General features: G+C 67.4%; 17 protein-coding genes. All 17 read right to left on the bottom strand.

The window, feature by feature from the left end; genetic code table 11:
* Positions 1 to 50: 50 nt before the first annotated feature.
* The 17 genes from tssE to ABL840_RS01330 all read right to left on the bottom strand — a co-directional run bounded on the left by tssE (position 51) and on the right by ABL840_RS01330 (position 19,302).
* On the bottom strand, positions 51 to 578 hold the full coding sequence (gene tssE, locus ABL840_RS01410; RefSeq protein ID WP_093307514.1) for a type VI secretion system baseplate subunit TssE: 528 nt from the start codon (positions 576 to 578) through the stop codon (positions 51 to 53).
* Positions 579 to 651: 73 nt separating this feature from the next.
* Entirely contained in the window at positions 652 to 1,515 is an 864-nt protein-coding gene (locus tag ABL840_RS01405) for a type VI secretion system accessory protein TagJ (RefSeq protein ID WP_093307493.1), read from the bottom strand.
* 123 nt (positions 1,516 to 1,638) lie between these two features.
* Complete coding sequence (locus tag ABL840_RS01400) at positions 1,639 to 2,121, bottom strand: Hcp family type VI secretion system effector (protein ID WP_019658414.1); 483 nt, start codon at positions 2,119 to 2,121, stop codon at positions 1,639 to 1,641.
* Positions 2,122 to 2,170: 49 nt separating this feature from the next.
* The gene (gene tssC, locus ABL840_RS01395; RefSeq protein ID WP_093206772.1) at positions 2,171 to 3,679 is read right to left on the bottom strand and encodes a type VI secretion system contractile sheath large subunit; all 1,509 of its coding nucleotides are present in this window, start codon (positions 3,677 to 3,679) and stop codon (positions 2,171 to 2,173) included.
* A 30-nt stretch (positions 3,680 to 3,709) separates the two neighbouring features.
* The gene (tssB, locus tag ABL840_RS01390) at positions 3,710 to 4,279 is read right to left on the bottom strand and encodes a type VI secretion system contractile sheath small subunit (protein WP_093206771.1); all 570 of its coding nucleotides are present in this window, start codon (positions 4,277 to 4,279) and stop codon (positions 3,710 to 3,712) included.
* A gap of 70 nt (positions 4,280 to 4,349) precedes the next feature.
* Positions 4,350 to 5,456: a type VI secretion system protein TssA gene (gene tssA, locus ABL840_RS01385; protein ID WP_093307492.1), complete on the bottom strand. Its 1,107-nt coding sequence runs from the start codon at positions 5,454 to 5,456 to the stop codon at positions 4,350 to 4,352.
* A 151-nt stretch (positions 5,457 to 5,607) separates the two neighbouring features.
* A complete protein-coding gene (locus tag ABL840_RS01380; RefSeq protein WP_093307491.1) occupies positions 5,608 to 6,789 on the bottom strand; it encodes a fumarylacetoacetate hydrolase family protein in 1,182 nt (393 codons plus the stop codon).
* Between the two features lie 91 nt (positions 6,790 to 6,880).
* Positions 6,881 to 10,630 (bottom strand): molybdopterin cofactor-binding domain-containing protein, encoded by a 3,750-nt coding sequence (locus ABL840_RS01375; protein WP_093307490.1) that lies wholly within the window; start codon positions 10,628 to 10,630, stop codon positions 6,881 to 6,883.
* Positions 10,627 to 11,127, bottom strand: a complete 501-nt coding sequence (locus tag ABL840_RS01370) for a (2Fe-2S)-binding protein (RefSeq protein WP_093206767.1) — start codon at positions 11,125 to 11,127, stop codon at positions 10,627 to 10,629. The genes ABL840_RS01375 and ABL840_RS01370 overlap by 4 nt, the downstream gene beginning before the upstream one ends.
* The gene (locus ABL840_RS01365) at positions 11,105 to 12,274 is read right to left on the bottom strand and encodes an ABC transporter substrate-binding protein (RefSeq protein WP_256230053.1); all 1,170 of its coding nucleotides are present in this window, start codon (positions 12,272 to 12,274) and stop codon (positions 11,105 to 11,107) included. The genes ABL840_RS01370 and ABL840_RS01365 overlap by 23 nt, the downstream gene beginning before the upstream one ends.
* 53 nt (positions 12,275 to 12,327) lie before the next feature.
* Entirely contained in the window at positions 12,328 to 13,053 is a 726-nt protein-coding gene (gene pncA, locus ABL840_RS01360; RefSeq protein WP_093206765.1) for a bifunctional nicotinamidase/pyrazinamidase, read from the bottom strand.
* Positions 13,054 to 13,216: 163 nt separating this feature from the next.
* Positions 13,217 to 13,951, bottom strand: a complete 735-nt coding sequence (locus ABL840_RS01355) for an ABC transporter ATP-binding protein (RefSeq protein ID WP_019658423.1) — start codon at positions 13,949 to 13,951, stop codon at positions 13,217 to 13,219.
* Entirely contained in the window at positions 13,948 to 14,736 is a 789-nt protein-coding gene (locus ABL840_RS01350; protein WP_093206764.1) for an ABC transporter ATP-binding protein, read from the bottom strand. The genes ABL840_RS01355 and ABL840_RS01350 overlap by 4 nt, the downstream gene beginning before the upstream one ends.
* Entirely contained in the window at positions 14,733 to 16,673 is a 1,941-nt protein-coding gene (locus ABL840_RS01345; RefSeq protein ID WP_093206763.1) for an ABC transporter permease, read from the bottom strand. The genes ABL840_RS01350 and ABL840_RS01345 overlap by 4 nt, the downstream gene beginning before the upstream one ends.
* 79 nt (positions 16,674 to 16,752) lie before the next feature.
* On the bottom strand, positions 16,753 to 17,958 hold the full coding sequence (locus ABL840_RS01340; RefSeq protein WP_019658426.1) for an ABC transporter substrate-binding protein: 1,206 nt from the start codon (positions 17,956 to 17,958) through the stop codon (positions 16,753 to 16,755).
* A gap of 79 nt (positions 17,959 to 18,037) precedes the next feature.
* Positions 18,038 to 18,622, bottom strand: coding sequence for an amino acid synthesis family protein (locus ABL840_RS01335; protein WP_093307489.1), 585 nt, complete (start codon positions 18,620 to 18,622; stop codon positions 18,038 to 18,040).
* 38 nt (positions 18,623 to 18,660) lie between these two features.
* On the bottom strand, positions 18,661 to 19,302 hold the full coding sequence (locus ABL840_RS01330) for an amino acid synthesis family protein (RefSeq protein WP_093206761.1): 642 nt from the start codon (positions 19,300 to 19,302) through the stop codon (positions 18,661 to 18,663).
* Positions 19,303 to 19,305: the final 3 nt, after the last annotated feature.

The following is a 19,305-nucleotide window of genomic DNA, read 5'->3' as shown; positions in this document are numbered from 1 at the left end:
GGCCCGGCAAAGCCGGATCCTCGGTGTTCCACGGCAAGAGAATCTCGTCATCAAAGTCCTCCTGTCGCCCGAAGGACCATGTGGCCGCTCTCGAGGTCGAGCTCGGAGCGCAGGATGAACTCGATGGGGTACGGCACCGACCACAGCGTGCCGCGGATCTCCAGCGCGAGCAGGTTGTGGTGTTCGAGGTCGGTGGCGTCGGTCACGCAGCGCACGTCGATGCTGTCCTTCATGATGCGCGGCTCGAAGTCGATGATGGCCGCGCGGATGGCCGCCTCGACGTCAGCGAAGTCGACCTCCGACATGCGCCCGCCGGCCCAGCCGCGCACGCCGAAGTTCAGCACCGAGCGGCGCGCGCGCGGCATGGTGTTGATGTCGTGCTCGGTACCGAAGTTGGTGGTGTTGAGCAGCCATTGCAGGTCACGCAGCACCGAGTCGCGCAGCAGCCTGCCGCTCATGAGGAAGGCGCCCGCGCGCTCCTGCCGGGTCTGCGGCGCCTTGTCGGTGAGGCGGTCGAGCAGCACCGGCTGCAGGCGGTCGCGCGCGACGCTTTCCTGCTGGTCGCCGTCGGTGTCCATCATGCTGCTCATTCGGAAATCTCCGCGCTTCGCGCTGCGGTACGAGCTTGTCTGGAAAGGGCCTGCACGGCGCTCATCCAGCTGCGCCCTCGCGCGAGAACTCGATGAGCCGCAGGTCGAGCAGCGAATGGTCGCCGGCCTCGCTGATCAGCGTGCGCTGGCCCAGGCCCGCGTACTGGTCTTCGCCGGACAGCGGCAGCCAGTCGGTGCGGCGGCCCAGCGTGGTTTCGTCGTCGAGACCTTCGAGCTGGCCGGGGTAGCGCACGGGCACCAGGCCGTTGAGTGCGCGGCCGTCGTGCAGCTCGAACTCGGTGGGCGCCCACAGCAGGTCGACCAGGTGCTGCGGACGCGAGAACTTGATGCGGCGCACCTCGGGCAGGGGCAGCCATGCATAGCCCGAGGGCGTGAGCAGCTCGAAGACCGCGCCGATGCGCACGTCGCCGTCGCACAGCCATTCGAAGCTGCTGCGCTCCACCGGCTCGCCGTCGAGCGCCTGCGCAGCGCGCGAGTCGGAGCGGTCGACGCTGGTGATGGCGCCGTGCAATGCGGGTGCGGTCTGCCGCGCGGTCTCGCGCAGGGCGGCGGCTTCATCGGCACGGTCGGCCGGCAGGGCCGCCGCGGCGATCAGTTGTTCGACCCATTCAGCGTTGCCGCTGACGATGGCCGGTGCGCGCCCGCCCGACCAGAAGTCGCTGCGATGGCGCTCGCCCGCGAGCGCCATTGAACACGTGACGCTGGCAGGTGTGAAAGTGGGATCGAGCTTGGTGGCCAGCTTGAGCTGGTCCTCGGCCCGCTGCCAATCGCCGCGCAGTGCAAAGAAATGGCACAGCGCAAGACGCAGGCTGGCATTCTGGGGATTGGCGCGAATCTGCCGCTGTACCCATTCGGTGTGCTCCGCCACCGAGCGCTCGCCCAGTACTGCAAACCCATCGCCCATGAAGCTTCCTCGCTGACTGGCTGGCACACGGCGCGAAGGCCTGTGTGCGAAGGACGGCCGTGGAGGCCGTCGGGAAAAAAATCACGGCCGGCCCGTGGGCCGGCCGCGCATCGGGAAAAAGGATCAGGCTTCCTTGTTTTCCTTGATGTTCCAGGCCAGAACCGTCTCGGCGCCCTTGCCGCCCTTGTCGGTCTGTTCCCAGTACTGCTGCTTCACCTTGGCGGCCTGGAATGCGTACTGAACGAACACCGCGTCCGAGCCCTGTTCGGCCGTGTACTGCACCGAGGTCACCAGCACCTCTTCGAGCGTGACGCGGGTGTATTCGATCTGCGAGCCACCGGCCTTGCACACCGACACCTCCACCTTGCTCAGGTGCTTGCCGCTGGCGCAGTTCTTCAGCACCGACGGTGCCGCCTTGTCGATGCGCGCGAGCACCTGCAGGTCGTTGAAGCTGGCCTTGCCAACGCCACCGCCACCGCCGCTGACCATGTTTCCAGGCTGCGTTGCTCCCCACGCAAACGACTTGATGTCCGTCCACTCCTTGTGGTTCGAGTCCTTCGATTCGCCGTTCGCGCCTTCAACGCGCATGAACATGTCTACTGCCATGATTGAAACCCCCAGAGTTATTTGCGCCCGATTCCGGGACGCCGTTGGATTAGCTGCTGTCCTTCTTGTTGGATGGCAGCTTCGAAACCAGCCGCAACGACACCGTCAGCCCTTCGAGCTGATAGTGCGGCCGGAGAAAAAACTTGGCGGCGTAGTAGCCGGGGTTGTCCTCGATGGCTTCCACCTGGACTTCCGCCGCCGCCAGCGGCTTCATTGCCTTCGTGTCCTGCGACGAGGTGCCGGGGCTGCCGTCGACGTAATTCATGATCCAGTCGTTGAGCCAGCGCTCCATGTCCTCGCGCTCGCGGAACGAACCGATCTTGTCCCTCACGATGCACTTCAGGTAGTGCGCGAAGCGGCAGCAGGCGAAGAGATACGGCAGGCGCGCCGCGAGGTTCGCGTTGGCCGTGGCGTCGGCGTCGTAGTACTCGGCCGGCAGCTGCAGCGACTGCGCACCGATGAAGGCCGCGAAGTCGGAGTTCTTGCGGTGCACCAGCGGCATGAAGCCGTTCTTGGCGAGCTCGGCCTCGCGACGGTCGCTGATGGCGATCTCGGTCGGGCACTTCATGTCGACACCGCCGTCGTCGGTCGGGAAGGTGTGCGTGGGCAGGTTCTCGACCGCGCCACCCGATTCGACGCCGCGGATGGAGGTGCACCAGCCGTACTGCTTGAACGAGCGGTTGATGTTCACGCCCATCGCATAGGCCGAGTTGGCCCAGGTGTAGCGGTTGTGCGCCGCCGAGTCGGTTTCTTCCTCGAACTCGAATTCGTCGACCGGGTTGGTGCGGGCGCCGTAGGGCAGGCGCGCCAGGAAGCGCGGCATGGCCAGGCCGATGTAGCGCGCGTCTTCCGAGTCGCGCAGCGAGCGCCATGCGGTGTGCTCGGTGTTCTGGAAGATCTTGGTCAGGTCGCGCGGGTTGGAGAGCTCCTGCCACGAGTCCATCTGCATCACCGTGGGCGACGCGCCCGCGATGAAGGGACAGTGCGCGGCCGCGGCGATCTTGGCCATCTCGCCGAGCATCTCGACGTCGGGCGGGCTGTGGTCGAAGTGGAAGTCGCCGATCAGCGCGCCGAAGGGCTCGCCGCCGAACTGGCCGTACTCGGCTTCGTAGATCTTCTTGAACAGCGGGCTCTGGTCCCAGCCGATGCCCTTGTGGCGCTTGAGCGAGCGAGCGATCTCGCGCTTCGATGCGCACATCACGCGGATCTTGAGCTGCTCGTCGGTCTCGGTGTTGTTCACGAGATAGTGCAGGCCGCGCCATGCGCCTTCGAGCTGCTGGAAGTCCTCGTGGTGCAGGATCTGGTTGATCTGCTCGGAGAGCTTGCGGTCGATCTCGGTGATGATGGCCTGCACCGTGCGGTAGGCATCGTTGGAGACGGTGACGGTGCTTTCAAGCGCCTGCACAGCCAGCGTCTTGACGGCGTTCTCCACCGCCTCGCGGGCCTGGTCGGTCTTGGGCTTGAACTCGCGCTGCAGCAGGTTCGAGAACTCGTTCGGCTCCAGCGTCTCGACGGAAGCCGGCGCGCGCGCGGTGGTCTGTTTGGGGGCGGTGCTCATGATGGTGGCGGTCCTTGCTGCTGCTCGCGCTTACTCGGAAGAGGTGCCGGGATTGCCGGCCTTTTCGTTCGCGGCTTCCACCGCCTTGGCAACGGCCGGGTTGGGCGCCGATGCCAGCGACTTCAGGAGCCCGGGGTTCTGCAGGGCCTGGGCGATCAGCTGTTCCGCGCCGTTCTTGCCGTCCATGTACGAAAGCAGGTTCGCCAGCTCGGTGCGCGCCTCGAGCAGCTGCTGCAGCGCGCCGACCTGGCGGGCGATGCGCGCGGGCGAGAAGTCGTCCATGCTGTCGAAGGTGATGTCGACGTTCATCTGGCCTTCGCCGGTGAGCGTGTTGGGCACCTGGAAGGCGACGCGCGGCTTGATGGACTTCATGCGGTCGTCGAAGTTGTCGATGTCCACCGCCATGAACTCGCGCTCGGCGATGTCGGGCATCGGATCGACCTGCTTGCCCGCGAGATCGGCGATGACGCCCATCACGAAGGGCAGCTGGATCTTGCGCTCGCTGCCGTAGATCTCCACGTCGTACTCGATCTGCACGCGCGGCGCGCGGTTGCGCGCAATGAACTTCTGACCACTGTTTCTGACACGGTTGTCTGCCATAAGCTTCCTCTTGAATCTGTAATGCGTGCGGGTGCGAACCCGTCAGCCTGCGTGCGCGTTGTCGTTCGTGTTATTCGGCCTGGCTTCCGCCGTTCAACGGCCGTCCTGCAAGACTTTCTATCTTCTGCAAACCCTCGGGCACGAGCTCTTCGATGATCTGAAAGAAGTTCAGGTCCAGCAGCCGCTGCGCCCTGCGGATGAGCATGGGTGCCGGATGGCTGGGCTCCGTTCGTTCCATGAACTGGCAAGCCTTTTCGAGCAACACCTGCACATCTTCACGGCTCGATATTTCAATATCCTTAATGAGCACCGGACGTAGGCCCGCACCGCCATTTGCGGCCTTTGCTGCCCCCGAAGCCGCACCGTTCGCAACCGCTGCGGCGACGTCGATCCCTTGCGCGCCGTCTCCCGGGTGGGCCTCACCGGGTACTGCCTCTTCCGCCTGTACCTGCTCCGGCAGCAGCTGGGCCACGGTTCGCAGCGAGCGCTCGAGCCGCGAGAAGTCGGGCGCCCAGCTCTGGCCGAGCGCGCGTTCGCAGGTCTCGCGGATGCGCTGCAGCAAGTCGAGTGCCGCGCGCAACGCCACTACCGGAGGCGCCGCCTTTTCCTGTGCGCGCCGCACCGTGTCCTTCAGCCGGCCGATGCCGCCCGGGTAATCGATCTGATGGTCGGTCTTGCTCGAATCGAGCAAGGCCTCGACCTGTCGCAGGCTCATCGATGCGCCGCCGTCGTCGACCAGCCGTGCATCGCGCACGCTGCGTCCGAGTCCCTCGGCTTCGGCCAGCGCTGCGAGCGCATTCATGCGCGGCAGCGGGTCTTCGAAGTCGCCATCGACGACGCGCGGATGCACGTCGTTCCAGAATTTCTGCAGCACCACGTCGACGAGTTGAAGTCCTTCGACATAGCCCGGCAAGCCACGGTTCTCGGTCCATGCCAGCGTGAGCGGCACCAGCACTCGCAGGTCGCGCGTGCGCGTGCACAACTGCTTCGCGATGCGCTCGACGCGAGCCCAATCGGGCGGCTCGGCGGGAATGATCGTCGAGCCGAACTGCTGCTCGCGCTTGCCCGCCGTAGCCTGATGCAACGCCATGAAATCGGGGTCGTATTCCAGGTCTTCACCGCAAGGCAGCGGGCCCTCTACAGGCACCTGCAATAGATCGATCTCGCTTTGCGCCAACCTCTGCTCCCTCGTTCAACCGTTACTTGATAGCACTAATCTTGAGGGGAACAAGTGGCGCGGTCAACAGCAACAAATTGCTACGGAACGCGAATGAATCACTAAGGAGTACAGCTCCTTTTGAAACTCAAACGGAACGACTACATGTTGATCACAGCAATCCGCGCGCAGCCAAATTGCGCATCAACGCACTGATACCAAAAGTCCACATCGGCGCCTTGTCCGCGTGCACCACGCGATTGACCAGTGCGCCGAGTTCCGGTGCGGCAATGCGCACTCGGTCACCCACGACGTGGGTGAATCCTTGCCCAGGCCCGTGACGGTCTTGTGTCGGAGCGAACATCGTTCCCAGAAACAACATGAAGCCATCGGGATAAGCGTGATTTATTCCTATGGTTTGCGAAACGAGATCGAGCGGATCGCGGCTGATCTTCGATAGCGAGCTCGATCCCTCAAGCACGAAGCCTTCCGGCCCCGTCACTTCCAGCGCAACGGTGATGCGGCGCACATCCGCGATGCCGAAGTGCTCGTCGAACAGGCGTATGAAAGGGCCGATCGCGCAGGAGGCGTTGTTGTCCTTCGCCTTGCCCAGCAGCAGCGCGCTGCGGCCTTCGAAGTCGCGCAGGTTGACATCGTTGCCCAGCGCGGCGCCGAGGGTTTCGCCGCGGCTGTTCACGGCGAGCACGACCTCGGGTTCGGGGTTGTTCCACACGGAGCCCGAATGGATGCCCACGTCCGCGCCCGTGCCCACGGCGGAGAGCACCGGTGCCTTGGTGAAGATCTCGGCATCGGGGCCGATGCCGACTTCGAGGTATTGCGACCAGGCGCCCTGCGCAATCAACACTTCCTTGACCTTCATTGCCTCGGGCGATCCAGGCACGATGTCCGCGAGATTGTCGCCGAGCACGCTGCCGATGGCCGCGCGCGTGGCTTCCGCCTTCGACGCATCGCCGCGCGCCTGTTCCTCGATCACGCGTTCGAGCAGGCTCGCAACAAATGTGACCCCGCTGGCCTTGACGGCCTGCAGGTCGCATGGAGCGAGCAGCCAGGGCTTGCCGGTGTCGCGCGCGGTCTCGTCGCTGTTGGCAAGGACTTCATCGAGCGCCGCGATGCGCGGTGCGCCCTGCAATGCGCGGCGAACGGCCTGTGCAGGCGCTTCCTTGCCTTCGAGCAGATCGCTCATGGTCGGTGCGAGCTTCGACAGATCGTGCAGGCCACCTTCGTGAACGGCCACCAGCACGGGGCCGACGCCGGGCTGCCAGAGGCGTCCGACGAGGGTGGCGCGTGCGGCGTCGCGGGGCAGGCTGGAAGAGATGGAAAGATCGAGCGGCATGGCGTGGTGTCTCCGTGGATGGGTATGCGCTACGTCGCATCGTAGCGGCGCACACTGGAGACGGCGCGGCCTGCTCTTTTTCTTTCCGGGTTCAGTGCCCCGGCGTTGCGCGCACGCGCGCCACCTCGGCGGGCAGGTTGGTCCACGCCGGCTCCTGCGGCGCGAAGCGCGCGCGCATGTAGCCGGCGAGTTCGGCGATCTGCCTGTCGTCGAGCACCTCGCGGAAGCCGGGCATGAAGCCGATGTCGCGGCTCGCGGGTTCGCGCACGCCGTCGAGGATGGTGCGCAGCAGGTTGCCGGGCCGCGCGCTGGTGAGGTTGCTGTTGAGCGCGAGCGGCGTGTTCACGCCGAGCAGGGTGGGGCCGTTGCCGTCGTGATGGCACGAAGCGCATGCGCTGTCGAACATGCGCTGTGCGGGGCCGAGCAACTGCCCCTGCGTGCGCGCGGCGTTGTCGACCACCTGCTGCGCAACGACTGCTGGCTGCGTGGCAGGTGCGGGATTGAACGAGCCGAGATAAGTGGCCATCGCGCGGATGTCTTCATCGGGCACCTGCGCGAGTTCGCGCACCACCTCGGCCATCGGCCCTCCGGCGATGCCGTGGCGTTGCGTATGGCCGTTGCGCAGATAGCGGTAGAGCTCGTCGGCGTCCCATGGCACCGCCGACTTCGACGACAGCTGCGTGAGCGCCGGAGCTTCCCAGCCGTCGACCATCGCGCCCGAGAGGAAGGCACTGCCGCCCTGCTCCGCACCCAGCGCGTTGCGCGGCGTGTGGCAGGCACCGCAGTGGCCCAGTCCGTTGACGAGGTACGCGCCGCGATTCCACTCCGCGCTCTGCGTGGCCACGGGCTGCATCGGCGCCGGATCGTGGAAGAGCGCATTCCATCCGGCCATCAGCGGCCGGATGCTGAACGGGAACTTTAGTTCGGACTTCGGCGTCTCCGCGCGCACGGCAGGCAGCGACATGAAGTACGCGTACAGCGCCTGCAGGTCGTCGTCGCTGGTCTTCGCGAAGGCGGTGTAAGGGAATGCGGGATACAGGTAGTGGCCATCGCGCGAGACGCCCTCGCGCATCGCGCGCTGGAAGGCGCTGAAGGACCAGCGGCCGAGGCCCGTCTCCGGGTCGGGCGTGAGATTGGTGGTGTAGAGCGTGCCGAAGGGCGTGTCCATCGCACGGCCTCCCGCATTGGCCGTACCGCCGGCGGCCGTATGGCACACGGCGCAGTCGCCGACCGCGGCGAGCACCCGGCCGCGCTCGATGGTGGACTGGCTGTAGACCGGCGCGGTGAGCGACACGGGCGCGATGGCGGAGCGCCAGCCGAGCAGGCCTGCGATGACGCCGATGCCTCCGACGACCAGCGCTGCACCGGTAGCCCAGAGGCCCTTTCGGCGCGGCCACACGGCATCGACGCCTTCAGCCGCACGAGGAGCCTGAGGCTGGGGCGCTGCTGCATCACCGTTCGCGTGCCGTGCGCCCTCGCCCGGGGGCGGAGGAAGCGATCCGCGGTTCAGCTCCGCCAGCACCGTTTCCGGCGTGAAAGGCGGCGAGCGGAACCGCGCGCCCGTCGCATCGAAGATCGCATTCGCGATCGCCGCCGTTCCCGGCACCGACGACGACTCGCCCGCGCCCAGCGAAGGCTCGCCGGGGCGCGGCATGTGCATCACCTCGATCACCGGCACTTCGCGGAAGTTGATGATCGGGTAGCTGCCCCACTCGCGGCTCGCGACCACGCCGGAAGGCAGCACGCCCGGCACCCGAGCGCCGGTCGCCGTGCCTTCCTGTTGCTGCTGCTGTTGTCGAGGCGCGAACTGCACCCGCTCCTTCAGCGCCCGGCTCGTGGTCTGGATCACGTTGCCGTGCACCTGATGCTCGACGCCCGCCGGGTTGATCATCAGGCCCGCGTCATGCCCCACCACCACGCGGCGCACGTGCACCTCGCCGGTCTTGCGATTGACCTCCACGTCGGCCACCCACGCGGCCCATGCCGCGCCGAAGCCCGGCCACTTGCTGTGGATGTAGCGCGCGTAGGCGAAGCCCTGGCCGAAGAGGATGTCGCCGCCTTCGCCGAGCCCGCCGTCGGCGTTCTCCTGCGGCCCCGTGCGCATGCGCCAGCCGGCCTTCTGCGCGGTGGCCTGCACGAGTTCGACGGCACGCGGGTCCTGCAGGTGCCGCAGCCTGAACTGCACCGGATCGACGCCCGCGGCCGTGGCCAGTTCGTCGATGTACGACTCGTGCGCGAACGAACTCGGCAGCGCTGACACGCCGCGCAGCCACGAGGCGCGCACGATCGGCGCCATGTCGTTGACCTTCACGCGCAGGTTGTCGTAGCTGTAGGGCGGGCGCGCGGTGCGGTCGCCCATCTCGAAGGCCTGCGCCACCGGCTCGATGGTGCGCGTGAGCAGCAGCGCGAGCGTGGGCGCGCCGTTCGACGGGTACGAGGTCTCGAAGTCGTAGGCGGCGACGCTGCCGTCGGCCATGAGGCCGCCGTCGATCTCCATGAGCTGCGCGGCGCCCTTGGGCTCCCACGCGTGTTCCTGCTCACGCGTGAGCTGCACGCGCACCGGTGCGCCCACCGCGCGTGCGAGCAGCGCCGCATCGGCGGCCACGTCGTCGGCGCCGTTGCGGCCATAGCAGCCCGCGGCCTCCATGCGGACCACGTCGACCTGCACGTCCTCCACCCCCATGAGCTTCGCGAGATCGGCGCGCAGCACGTGCGGGTTCTGCGAGCCGGCCCAGCAGCGCAGCTGCATGCCGCTGCCGTCCGCCGGCTGCCATTCGGCCAGCGCGCACGAGGGGCCGATGGACGCATGCATCTGGTACGGCCACACGTAGGTGCGGTGCATGGGCTGCGCGGCCGATGCGATGGCTCCGTCGACATCGCCTTCGTCGACCAGCAGCCGCTGCGTCGAGGGGTTGTCGCGCAGGGCCTGGGCGAGGTCGCCCAGGTCGGGCATGCCGGGCCACGGCTTCCACTTCACGCGCAGCTCGCGCAGGGCCTGCTCGGCGTGTTCCTCGCGCTCGGCCACGATGCCGACGAAGTCGCGGATGACGACCACGGCGCGAATGCCGGGGATGTGCGAGATCGACGACTCGTCGACCGACTCCAGTGTGTTGCCGATGAAATCGCCGTGGTCCGCGCCCGCATACGGCGGACGCACCACGCGGCCGTGCAGCATGCCGGGCACGCGCATGTCGTGCACGAACACGAGTTCGCCCGCCAGCTTGGCCGGGATGTCGACGCGCGCCTGCCGCGTGCCGACCACGCGATAGTCGGCCGGGTCCTTGGGCTTGGCCTGCGGGTCGAGGCGCAGCACGGTGCGCTGCCCGGCGACCAGCTCGGCATATGCGATGTGGCGGTCCGGCGCCTCGGCGACGCGCACCACGCCGTTGCGCATCTGCAGCGCATCCGCGGCCACGCCGAGCCGTTCGGCCGCGCGCGCCAACAGCCAGGCACGCGCTTGCGCCGCCGCAAGCCGCAACGGCTGCGAATGGATCTGGATCGACGCGCTGGCGATGGTCGCGCCCTGGTTGGGCGCGCGCGCCGTGTCGCCGAGCATCACGCGCACGCAGGGCATGCCGAGGTCGAGCTCCTCGGCCACGATCTGCCCCAGCGCGGTCTGTATGCCGGTGCCGAGGTCGACGTGGCCGTTGAGCGCCGAGGCGCTGCCGTCGTCCCAAACGGCGAGCAGGACTTCGTCGCCCTCGACCGGGTTGCCGGCCACGAACGCGGGCTGGCCCTTGGCGGGCGCCGGGGCCGGCGGCGTCTCGCGCACCACCAGCAGCACGCCCTCGGCCGACAGGAACTCGGCGCGCGTGCGGGGAAGATCGGCGCGGCGCGTCATGCGGCCTGATGCGCGCGCATGCGCACCGCCGCGCGCTGCACCGCGTCCAGGATCTCGATGTGCGTGCCGCAGCGGCACAGGTTGCCCGAGAGCTCGCTACGGATGCGCGCCTCGCTCGCCAGCGGGTCGCGCGCGAGCAGGGCCGCCGCCTGCATCACCATGCCGTTGAGGCAATAGCCGCACTGCGCGGCCTGTGCTTCCTCGAAGGCGGCCTGCACCGGGTGCCACTCCCCGCGCGAGCCCAGCCCTTCGAGCGTGGTGATGGCCCGCCCCGCCACGCCGCGCGCGGGAATCACGCACGAACGCGCGGCCACGCCGTCGACATGCACGGTGCAGGCGCCGCACTGGCCCAGCCCGCAGCCGTACTTGGGGCCATTCAGCCCGAGGTCGTTGCGCAGCAGGTGCAGCAGCGTCGCCTCGCGCGGCACGCCCTCGATCGACTTCGCCTGGCCGTTGACCAGCAGGTGCAGCGGCTCAGCGCCGCAACTGGCCGTCACGGGTGTACATCTCCAGGTCGACGAAGTTCGAGCCGTTGTGGTTCTTCGCGCTGTACTCGATGGGGAAGTCGCCGAAGCGCGTGCTGCCGATGCTCTCGAGCCCCGCGATGAAGCTGTCGCGCGTGAGTGTCTTGCCCGCCCGGCGCAGGCCTTCCACCATCACGCGCGCGACGATGTAGCCTTCGAGCGCGGTGTAGCTGTCGATCTTCTCGCCGAACTCGGCGCGGTCGCGCTGGTAGTCGGCCACGATGGGCACGCGCTGCGCCTGCGGCGGCGGCACGATGCTGGCCGTGACCAGCCCCGCGAGCTTGCCGTCGAGCCGCTTGGCCGAGCCCGCGGCATCGGTGATGCCGACCGACAGCGTGTACAGCGGCGAGCCCACGGCGCTGGCGCGGTAGTCGCGCATGAACACTTCCACCATGCGCCCGGCCATGATCATCACGACCGCGCCCGGCTTGGCCTCCGCGAGGCCGGAGACGACCTGCTTGGCGTCCTCGGCCGCGATGGCCAGCGGGAAGGTCTTGAGCACCTTCACCTTGTAGTCAGCCGCGAGCTCCTCGCAGGTGGCGAGGTTCGACTTGCCGAAGGCGCTGTCCTGGTAGACCACCGCGATCGACTGGATGCCGATGGTCGAGAGGTGGCTGATGATCTTGCGTAGTTCCAGGTCGTAGCCCGCGCGCACGTGGAACAGGTAGCGGTTGACCTTTGTGCGGAACGAGGTGGTGCCCACCAGCGGCGCGAACATCGGCACGCCGGCCTTCTCGGCGAGCGGCATCGCGGCCGCGAGATTGCCGGTGGCCACGTAGCCGGTGAGCGCGAAGACCTTGTCCTCGTCGATCAGCTTCGCGGTGTTGACGGCCGTCTTCGCGGGGTCGTAGGCGTCGTCGTAAGTGACCAGCTCGATCTTGCGGCCGTTCACGCCGCCCGACTTGTTGACGCGGTCGAAGTAGAGCTTGATGCCAGCGCGGTAGTCGATGCCGAAGTCTTTCGCCGGCCCGCTGAACACGGCCGACTGACCGATGCGGATGGTGGTGTCGCTCACACCGTTCGTGCCGTTGTCCGCGCGTGCCGACCGCAGCAGGCCGGGGCCGAGGGCCAGGGCGGCACCGCCCGCCACCATGGCACGCCTAGAGATCGAGGGCTTCATGCGTCGTGGGTCTCGTGTTCTTGTTGCTCTTTCCGACTCTTGCGGCAATGCGCTCAGGCGGTCTGGATGTCGGCCGACTGGATGCGCTTGACGCCCTTGGCCGTCATCTGCTTCCACGCGGCGGCCAGCGAACCGTTGAGGTCGATGCCGCGCGTGGCGTCCTCGATCACGTAGGCCTCGAAGCCGGCCTTGCGCGCGTCCATCGCGGTCCAGGCCACGCAGAAGTCGGTGGCAAGGCCTGTGACGAACACGGTCTTGATGCCGCGCGCCTTGAGGTAGCCGGCCAGGCCCGTGGCCGTCTTGTGGTCGGCTTCCTCGAAGGCCGAGTAGCTGTCCATCTCCTTGTGGAAGCCCTTGCGGATGATGAGCTGCGCGGTAGGCACCTTCAGGTCCTTGCCGAGCGCGGCGTCGTCGGTGCCCTGCACGCAGTGGTCTGGCCACAGCACCTGCGTGCCGTAGCTGAGCTTGGTGGTCTCGAAGGGCTTCTTGCCGCTGTAGGTGCTGGCGAAAGACGCATGGCCCGCCGTGTGCCAGTCCTGCGTGACGACGATGTTCTCGAACGCTGGAGCCAGCGCGTTGATCACCGGGATGACTTCGTTGCCGCCCTTCACCGCGAGCGTGCCGCCGTCGAGAAAACAGTTCTGCACGTCGACCACGATCAGCGCCGCCTTGGCGCCGGGCTTGATCTTGCCGGCCGCGAAGGCGTTGAAAGCGACACTGCCGAGGCCACCGGCCAGCCCGAGGGCGGCGGCGGATTTCACGAGGGTTCTGCGATGCATGGCGTGGACTCCTGGTAGGAACTGGAAGAGGAACTTGAATCAGGACAAGGGAAACTTTCCAGGAACACCACGGAACCGGCTTTGCCGGGCCGTCGGTGTTGCCCCCTGCAAGGGGGTTGGCGAAGCGACACGAAGTGCGCGAAGACTGGGGGTGTGCTTCATGCTAGACGCTGAGGTAGGCGCGGCGCACCTCGTCGTTGGCCGCAAGTTCGGCCATCGTTGCGTGATAGCGGATCTGGCCCTTCTCGAGCACATAGGCGCGGTCGGACACCAGCTCGGCGAAGTGCATGTTCTGCTCCGACAGCAGGATGCTCACGCCCTGCGCCTTGAGCTCCAGGATCATGTTGGCCATCTGCTCGACGATCACCGGCGCCACGCCTTCGGAAGGCTCGTCGAGCAGCACGAGGTACGGATTGCCCATGAGCGTGCGCGCGACCGTGAGCATCTGCTGCTCGCCGCCGCTCATGCGCCCGCCGGGACGGTTCGGCATCTCGCCGAGGTTGGGGAAGAGCTTGAACAGGCGTTCGGGCGTCCACAGCGGCGCGTCGCTGCCGTCGGCCCAGCGGCGCGCGGCCTGCTTGCCGACCTCGAGGTTCTCCATCACCGTGAGGTCGGTGAACACGCGGCGGTCTTCGGGCACGAAGCCCAGGCCCAGGCGCGCCGCATGGTGCGGCTCGCTCTTCGAGATGTCGTGGCCCAGGAAGCGCACCGCGCCGCGGCGCTTGGCCAGCATGCCGATCAGCGCCTTCAGCGTGGTCGACTTGCCCGCGCCGTTGCGGCCCATGAGCGCGACCACTTCGCCGCGACGCACTTCGAGGTCCACGTCGTAGAGGATCTGCGCAGCGCCGTACCAGGCGCACAGGGCCTTGGCCTGAAGCAGGGGTTCATGCGTGCTCATGCGGCTTCTCCTACGGCTGCGGCCTTCTTCTCGAATGTCTTGCCCGTGCCGAAGTACACCTCCTGCACCTTCGGATGGTCGCGGATCTCCAGCGGCTTGCCCTGCGCGATGAGGCGCCCGCGCGCCAGCACGATCATGCGGTCGGCGTACGCGAACACCACGTCCATGCTGTGCTCGGTGAAGAGCACGGCCATGCCGCGCTGGATGACGAGCTCCTTGGTCAGCGCCATGAGCGAGTTGCGCTCCTTGGGCGCCATGCCGGCGGTGGGCTCGTCCATCAGCAGCAGCTTGGGCGAGTTGGCCATCGCGATGGCGAGTTCGACGCGCTTCACGTCGCCGTAGGCCAGCACGCTGCAGGGCCGGTCGGCCTGCGACTTCATGCCGACCTGGTCGAGCAGGGCCAGCGCCTCGTCGCGCTTGTGGTCGGCGGCGCGGCGCCATGTGGAAAACAGCTTGCGGTCGTGCGAGAGCAGCGCCATCTGCACGTTCTCGACCACGGTGAGCGAAGCGAAGGTCTCGGCGATCTGGAAGGTGCGGCCCACGCCCATGCGCCAGATCTCGCGCGGCTTGCGGCCCACGAGTTCCTGGCCGTCGAGCGTGATGGAGCCCTGGTCGGCCTTGAGCTGGCCGTTGACCATGTTGAAAGTGGTGGACTTGCCGGCGCCGTTCGGCCCGATGAGCGCGAGCAGTTCGCCGGGCGGCAGCTCGAAGCTGATGCCGTCCACGGCCTTCACGCCGCCGAAGGACTTGCCGAGGTTCTCGACCTTGAGGAGCGTTCCGGTCATGCCTTCACCTCCTCGAGCTTGGCCTTGGCTTCGGTCTTTGCAACTTCGTCTTCCTTCGGCGCGCGCCACCGGTCGGCCAGCTGCTTGATGGAGCCCGCGATGCCCTGCGGGAACAGCAGCACCAGGATCAGGATGATGGCGCCCAGCATCGCGCGCCAGTAGTCGGTGTTGCGCGCCACGGTGTCATGCAGCCAGGTGAAGGTGACGGCGCCGACCACCGGGCCCGCGAGCGTCTGGATGCCGCCGAGCAGCACCATCACGAGGCCGTCGACCGACCGGCCGACCGACAGCGTCTCCGGCGAGATGCTGCCCTTGGAGAAGGCGAAGAGCGCACCCGCCAGGCCGGCCACAGTGCCGGCGATGACGAAGGCAGCCCACTGCATGCGCTTAACGTCGATGCCGATGGCGTCGGCGCGAAGCACCGAGTCGCGGCCCGCGCGCAGCGCATAGCCGAAGGGCGAGAACAGCACGCGCCGCAGCCACCACACGCCCGCGCCCACGAGCACCAGCGTGAGCCAGTAGTAGGCCCGCTTGTCGGAAAGCCACTCGGAGGGCCACACGCCGGTCAGGCCGTTGCTGCCACCGGTGAAGCTGTCCCACTGGTAGGTGACGGCCCAGGTGATCTGCGCGAAGGCCAGCGTGAGCATCGCGAGGTACACGCCCGACAGCCGTACCGCGAACCAGCCGTAGACGAAGGCGCCGAGCGCGGCGATCAGCGGTGCGACGACCAGCGCGAGCTCCATCGGCAGGTGCAGCGCGCGCACCAGCAGCGCCGCGCCGTAGGCGCCGAGGCCGAAGTACGCGGCATGGCCGAAGGAATGCATGCCGGCCGGTCCCATGATGAAGTGCAGGCTGGTGGCGAAGAGGGCCGCGATCATCAGGTCGATCATCAGCACCGTGGTGTAGGGCGAGTTCACCGTCAGGAACGGCACCACGGCCAGCAGCAGCGCGAGCACGGCTGCGGCCACCATGTAGGCGTTGCTCGGGCGGCGCAGCGGTTCTTCCTGCATGCCGACGTAGCGGCTCGGCGCCTGCGGGCGGCCGAACAGGCCCCAGGGGCGCCACACCAGCACGATGGCCATCACCAGGAAGTCGACCATCAGCGTGAGCTTGGAAAACGACACGTCGATGCCGAAGATCTGCACCACGCCGAGCCAGATGCAAACCGCCTTGATCTCGGCGATGAGCAGCGCGGCCATGTAGGCGCCGGGCAGCGAGCCCATGCCGCCCACCACCACGACCACGAAGGCGGCGCCGATGGTGTTCAGGTCCATCTCGAGCGTTGCGGGCTCGCGCGGCAGCTGCAGAGCGCCGCCGAGGCCGGCGAGCAGCGCACCGAGCGCGAACACGGCCGTGAAGAGCCAGGCCTGGTTGACGCCCAGCGCGCTGACCATCTCGCGGTCTTGCGTGGCGGCGCGCACCAGCGTGCCGAAGCGCGTGCGGGTGAGCAGCAGCCACACGAGGCCGAGCACCACCGGGCCGATCACGATCAGGAACAGGTCATAGGAAGGAAACTGCCGCCCGAGGATCTCGACCGAGCCCTTGAGGCCGGGCGCGCGCGGGCCGAGCAGTTCGTCGGGACCCCACAGCCACAGCACCGCGTCCTTGATGACGAGCACCAGCGCGAAGGTGGCGAGCAGCTGGAACAGCTCCGGCGCCTTGTAGATGCGGCGCAGCAGCAGCACCTCGATCAGCGCGCCGAGCACGCCGACCGCCAGTGCCGCGATCAGCAGCGCGGGCCAGAAGCCCAGGCTCGAACCCAGCTTGTCGACGAGCGTGTACGCGAGGTAGATGCCCACCATGAAGAACGATCCATGGGCGAAATTGACGATGCGCGTCACGCCGAAGATCAACGAGAGACCGGCCGCCACGAAGAAGAGCGAGGACGCGCCGGCCAACCCGTTGAGCAACTGAACAACGAAGCCTGAGAAACTCATAAGGACCCTGAGGAAACTGGAGACATCCGCATCCGCGCCTTGGTGCAAGGGCTGCGGATGCAGTGCAGGAGCCGCGCGATCAGTCGGCGGGGCGCATCTTCTTCACTTCGTCATCGCTCGGCTGGAACTTGGCGCCGTCGAGGTAGACATAGTCGACCATCACGCCCTTGCCACCGTCGTTCTTGGTCTTGCCCACGTACGCGCCCATGGTGGACTGGTTGTCCTGCGCGCGGTAGCTGATCTTGCCGAAGGGCGTGTCGACCTGCAGGCCCTTGAAGGCGGCCACGAGTTTTTCAGTGTCAGTGCCGCCGGCCTTCTTGATACCGGCCGCGATCGAGTGGATGGCGCTATAGCCGACCACCGAGCCCAGGCGCGGGTAGTCCTTGAACTTGGCCTGGTAGGCGTCGAGGAAGGCCTTGTGCTCGGGCGTCTTCACGCCGTTCCAGGGATAGCCGGTGACGATCCAGCCGTTGGGCGCTTCGTCTTTCAGCGGGTCGAGGTACTCGGGCTCGCCGGTCAGCACGCTCACCACCTCGCGGTCCTTGAACAGGCCGCGCGTGTTGCCCTCGCGCACGAACTTGGAAAGGTCGGCGCCGAACAGCACGTTGAAGATGGCATCGGGCTTGGCATCGGCCAGGGCCTGCACCACGCTGCCCGAATCGACCTTGCCCAGCGGCGGCGCCTGCTCGGCGACGAACTCGACGTCGGGCTGCGCGGCCTTCAGCAGCGTCTTGAAGGTGGCGACCGACGACTGGCCGTATTCGTAGTTGGGATACACGAGCGCCCAGCGCTTCTTCTTGAGCTTGGCGGCCTCGGGCACCAGCATCGCGACCTGCATGTAGGTCGAGGGACGCAGGCGGTAGGTGTACTTGTTGCCGTTGCTCCAGACGATCTTGTCGGTGAGCGGCTCGGCGGCGAGATAGAAGAACTTCTTCTGCTTGGCGAAGTCGGTCAGCGCCAGGCCGGTGTTCGACAGGAAGGCGCCGGCCAGCACGTCGATCTTCTCGCGCGAGATGAGTTCTTCGGCCACGCGCACGGCGTCGCCGGGGTTGGCGTTGTCGTCGCGGCTGATGAGCTCGATCTTCTTTCCGTTGATGCCACCCTTGGCGTTGATCTCGTCGACCGCGAGTTCCATGCCCTTCTTGTAGGGCTCGAGGAAGGCGGGTTGCGCCTTGTAGCTGTTGATTTCACCGATCTTGATCACGCCCTGCGCGTGCGCGGGAACGAGGGCCGTGGCCAGCGTGACGACGGACGCGGCGCAGAAAACATGGCGCAATGGATTCATCGAGAAGCTCCTAGGGGTTAAGGCAGAAAGAATTCGAGTTGTTAGGGCGCGGGACTATGGCTGGACGATGCGGCGCGTCTCAGCGCAGGCCGTCTTCGCCCTTGATCTCGCTGACCTGCAGGCCGCCGATGCGCGGCAGCGGACGGCCGCTGTCGGTGACGGCCACAGCCACCACGATCTCGTTGGCGCGCGGCGCGTCGCTCACGCGGGCTTCCACTGCGTCGAAGTGGCTGCGCACGAAGGCGGCGTCCTTGTGGCCCAGCGGCACGTCGATGGCGGTGCCCAGCGTGCCCTGCTTCTTGGCCGAGGGCACGAGCGCCGCGCCCTTCTCCACTGCCACGCGCAGCGGCGCGCCGAGCTTGGGATGCAGGATGGCGGCGGCATGCTCGAGCTCGCCGCGCTCGCCGACGATGGCAGCCTTGCCGTAGCTCTGTGCCTGGCCGGGCTCGATGCCCAGCGCCTTCACGGCCTTCTGGCCCAGCAGCGCGCCGAGCTCCTCGCCGATGGCGATGAGTTCGTCGAGGCTCTCGCTGTAGCGGCCCGCGTAGGGGTTCTCGATGACGGCGATGGCGACGGCGCGGCGCGTGGGCGGCGCGATGTCCTTGCCCATTTCCTTGCGGGTTTCGTCGACCTGGATGACGAGCTTGCGGATGTTGGCGGTCATGTTCTGTGTGTTCCTTGTCTGTCTTGTCTCTTTGCGGGTCAGCGCAGGCCGTCCCACTTGCTGATGTCCTTCGCGAGCAGCCCGCCCACGCGGGCATGCACGCGGTAGCCCGTGCTCATCGCGAGGATGAAGACGATCTCGTCGGCCGCCGGCGCGCCGGGCACGCGCACCTCGATGGCGTCGAACTGGCCGCGCACGTAGCTGGCGTTGATGTTGGTGAGCGGCACGTCGAGCGCGGCGCCGGGTGGGCCGACCTTCTTGGTCGAAGGCACGATCGAGAGCGCGTTGCCGGGCTGGCCTGTCTTCTCCTCGGCCTTGCCCGCGGTGTAGGCGGCGCGGCTGCCCTTCCAGCCGAGCAGTTCGCGCATGGCGTAGCCGCCGGGCACGTGCCAGAGCGCTCCATGCTCCAGCTCGCCGTCAGCGCCGACGATGGCGCCCTTGCCGTAGGTAGCGATCTGCTCCAGCGGCACATCCATCGCGGCGTGCAGCTTGTGCGCCATGTCTACGCCCACGGGGTCGAGCAGCGCCATCATCGGCAGGATGTCGGGTTCGTAGCGGCCCGCGAACGGATTGGTCAGCACCGCGCCGATGGCACCGCGCACCAGCGGGGTGTCGGCGCGCGGTCCGAACTCGTGGTGGATGTGCTCGACATGGGTGAAGACGCGGCGGATTTCGATCATGAA

Origin of the sequence: Variovorax sp. NFACC27 (assembly GCF_048301545.1) — a bacterium.
Classification (GTDB): Bacteria; Pseudomonadota; Gammaproteobacteria; order Burkholderiales; family Burkholderiaceae_C; genus Variovorax; species Variovorax gossypii.
This window is presented reverse-complemented; position numbering and strand designations above follow the sequence as displayed.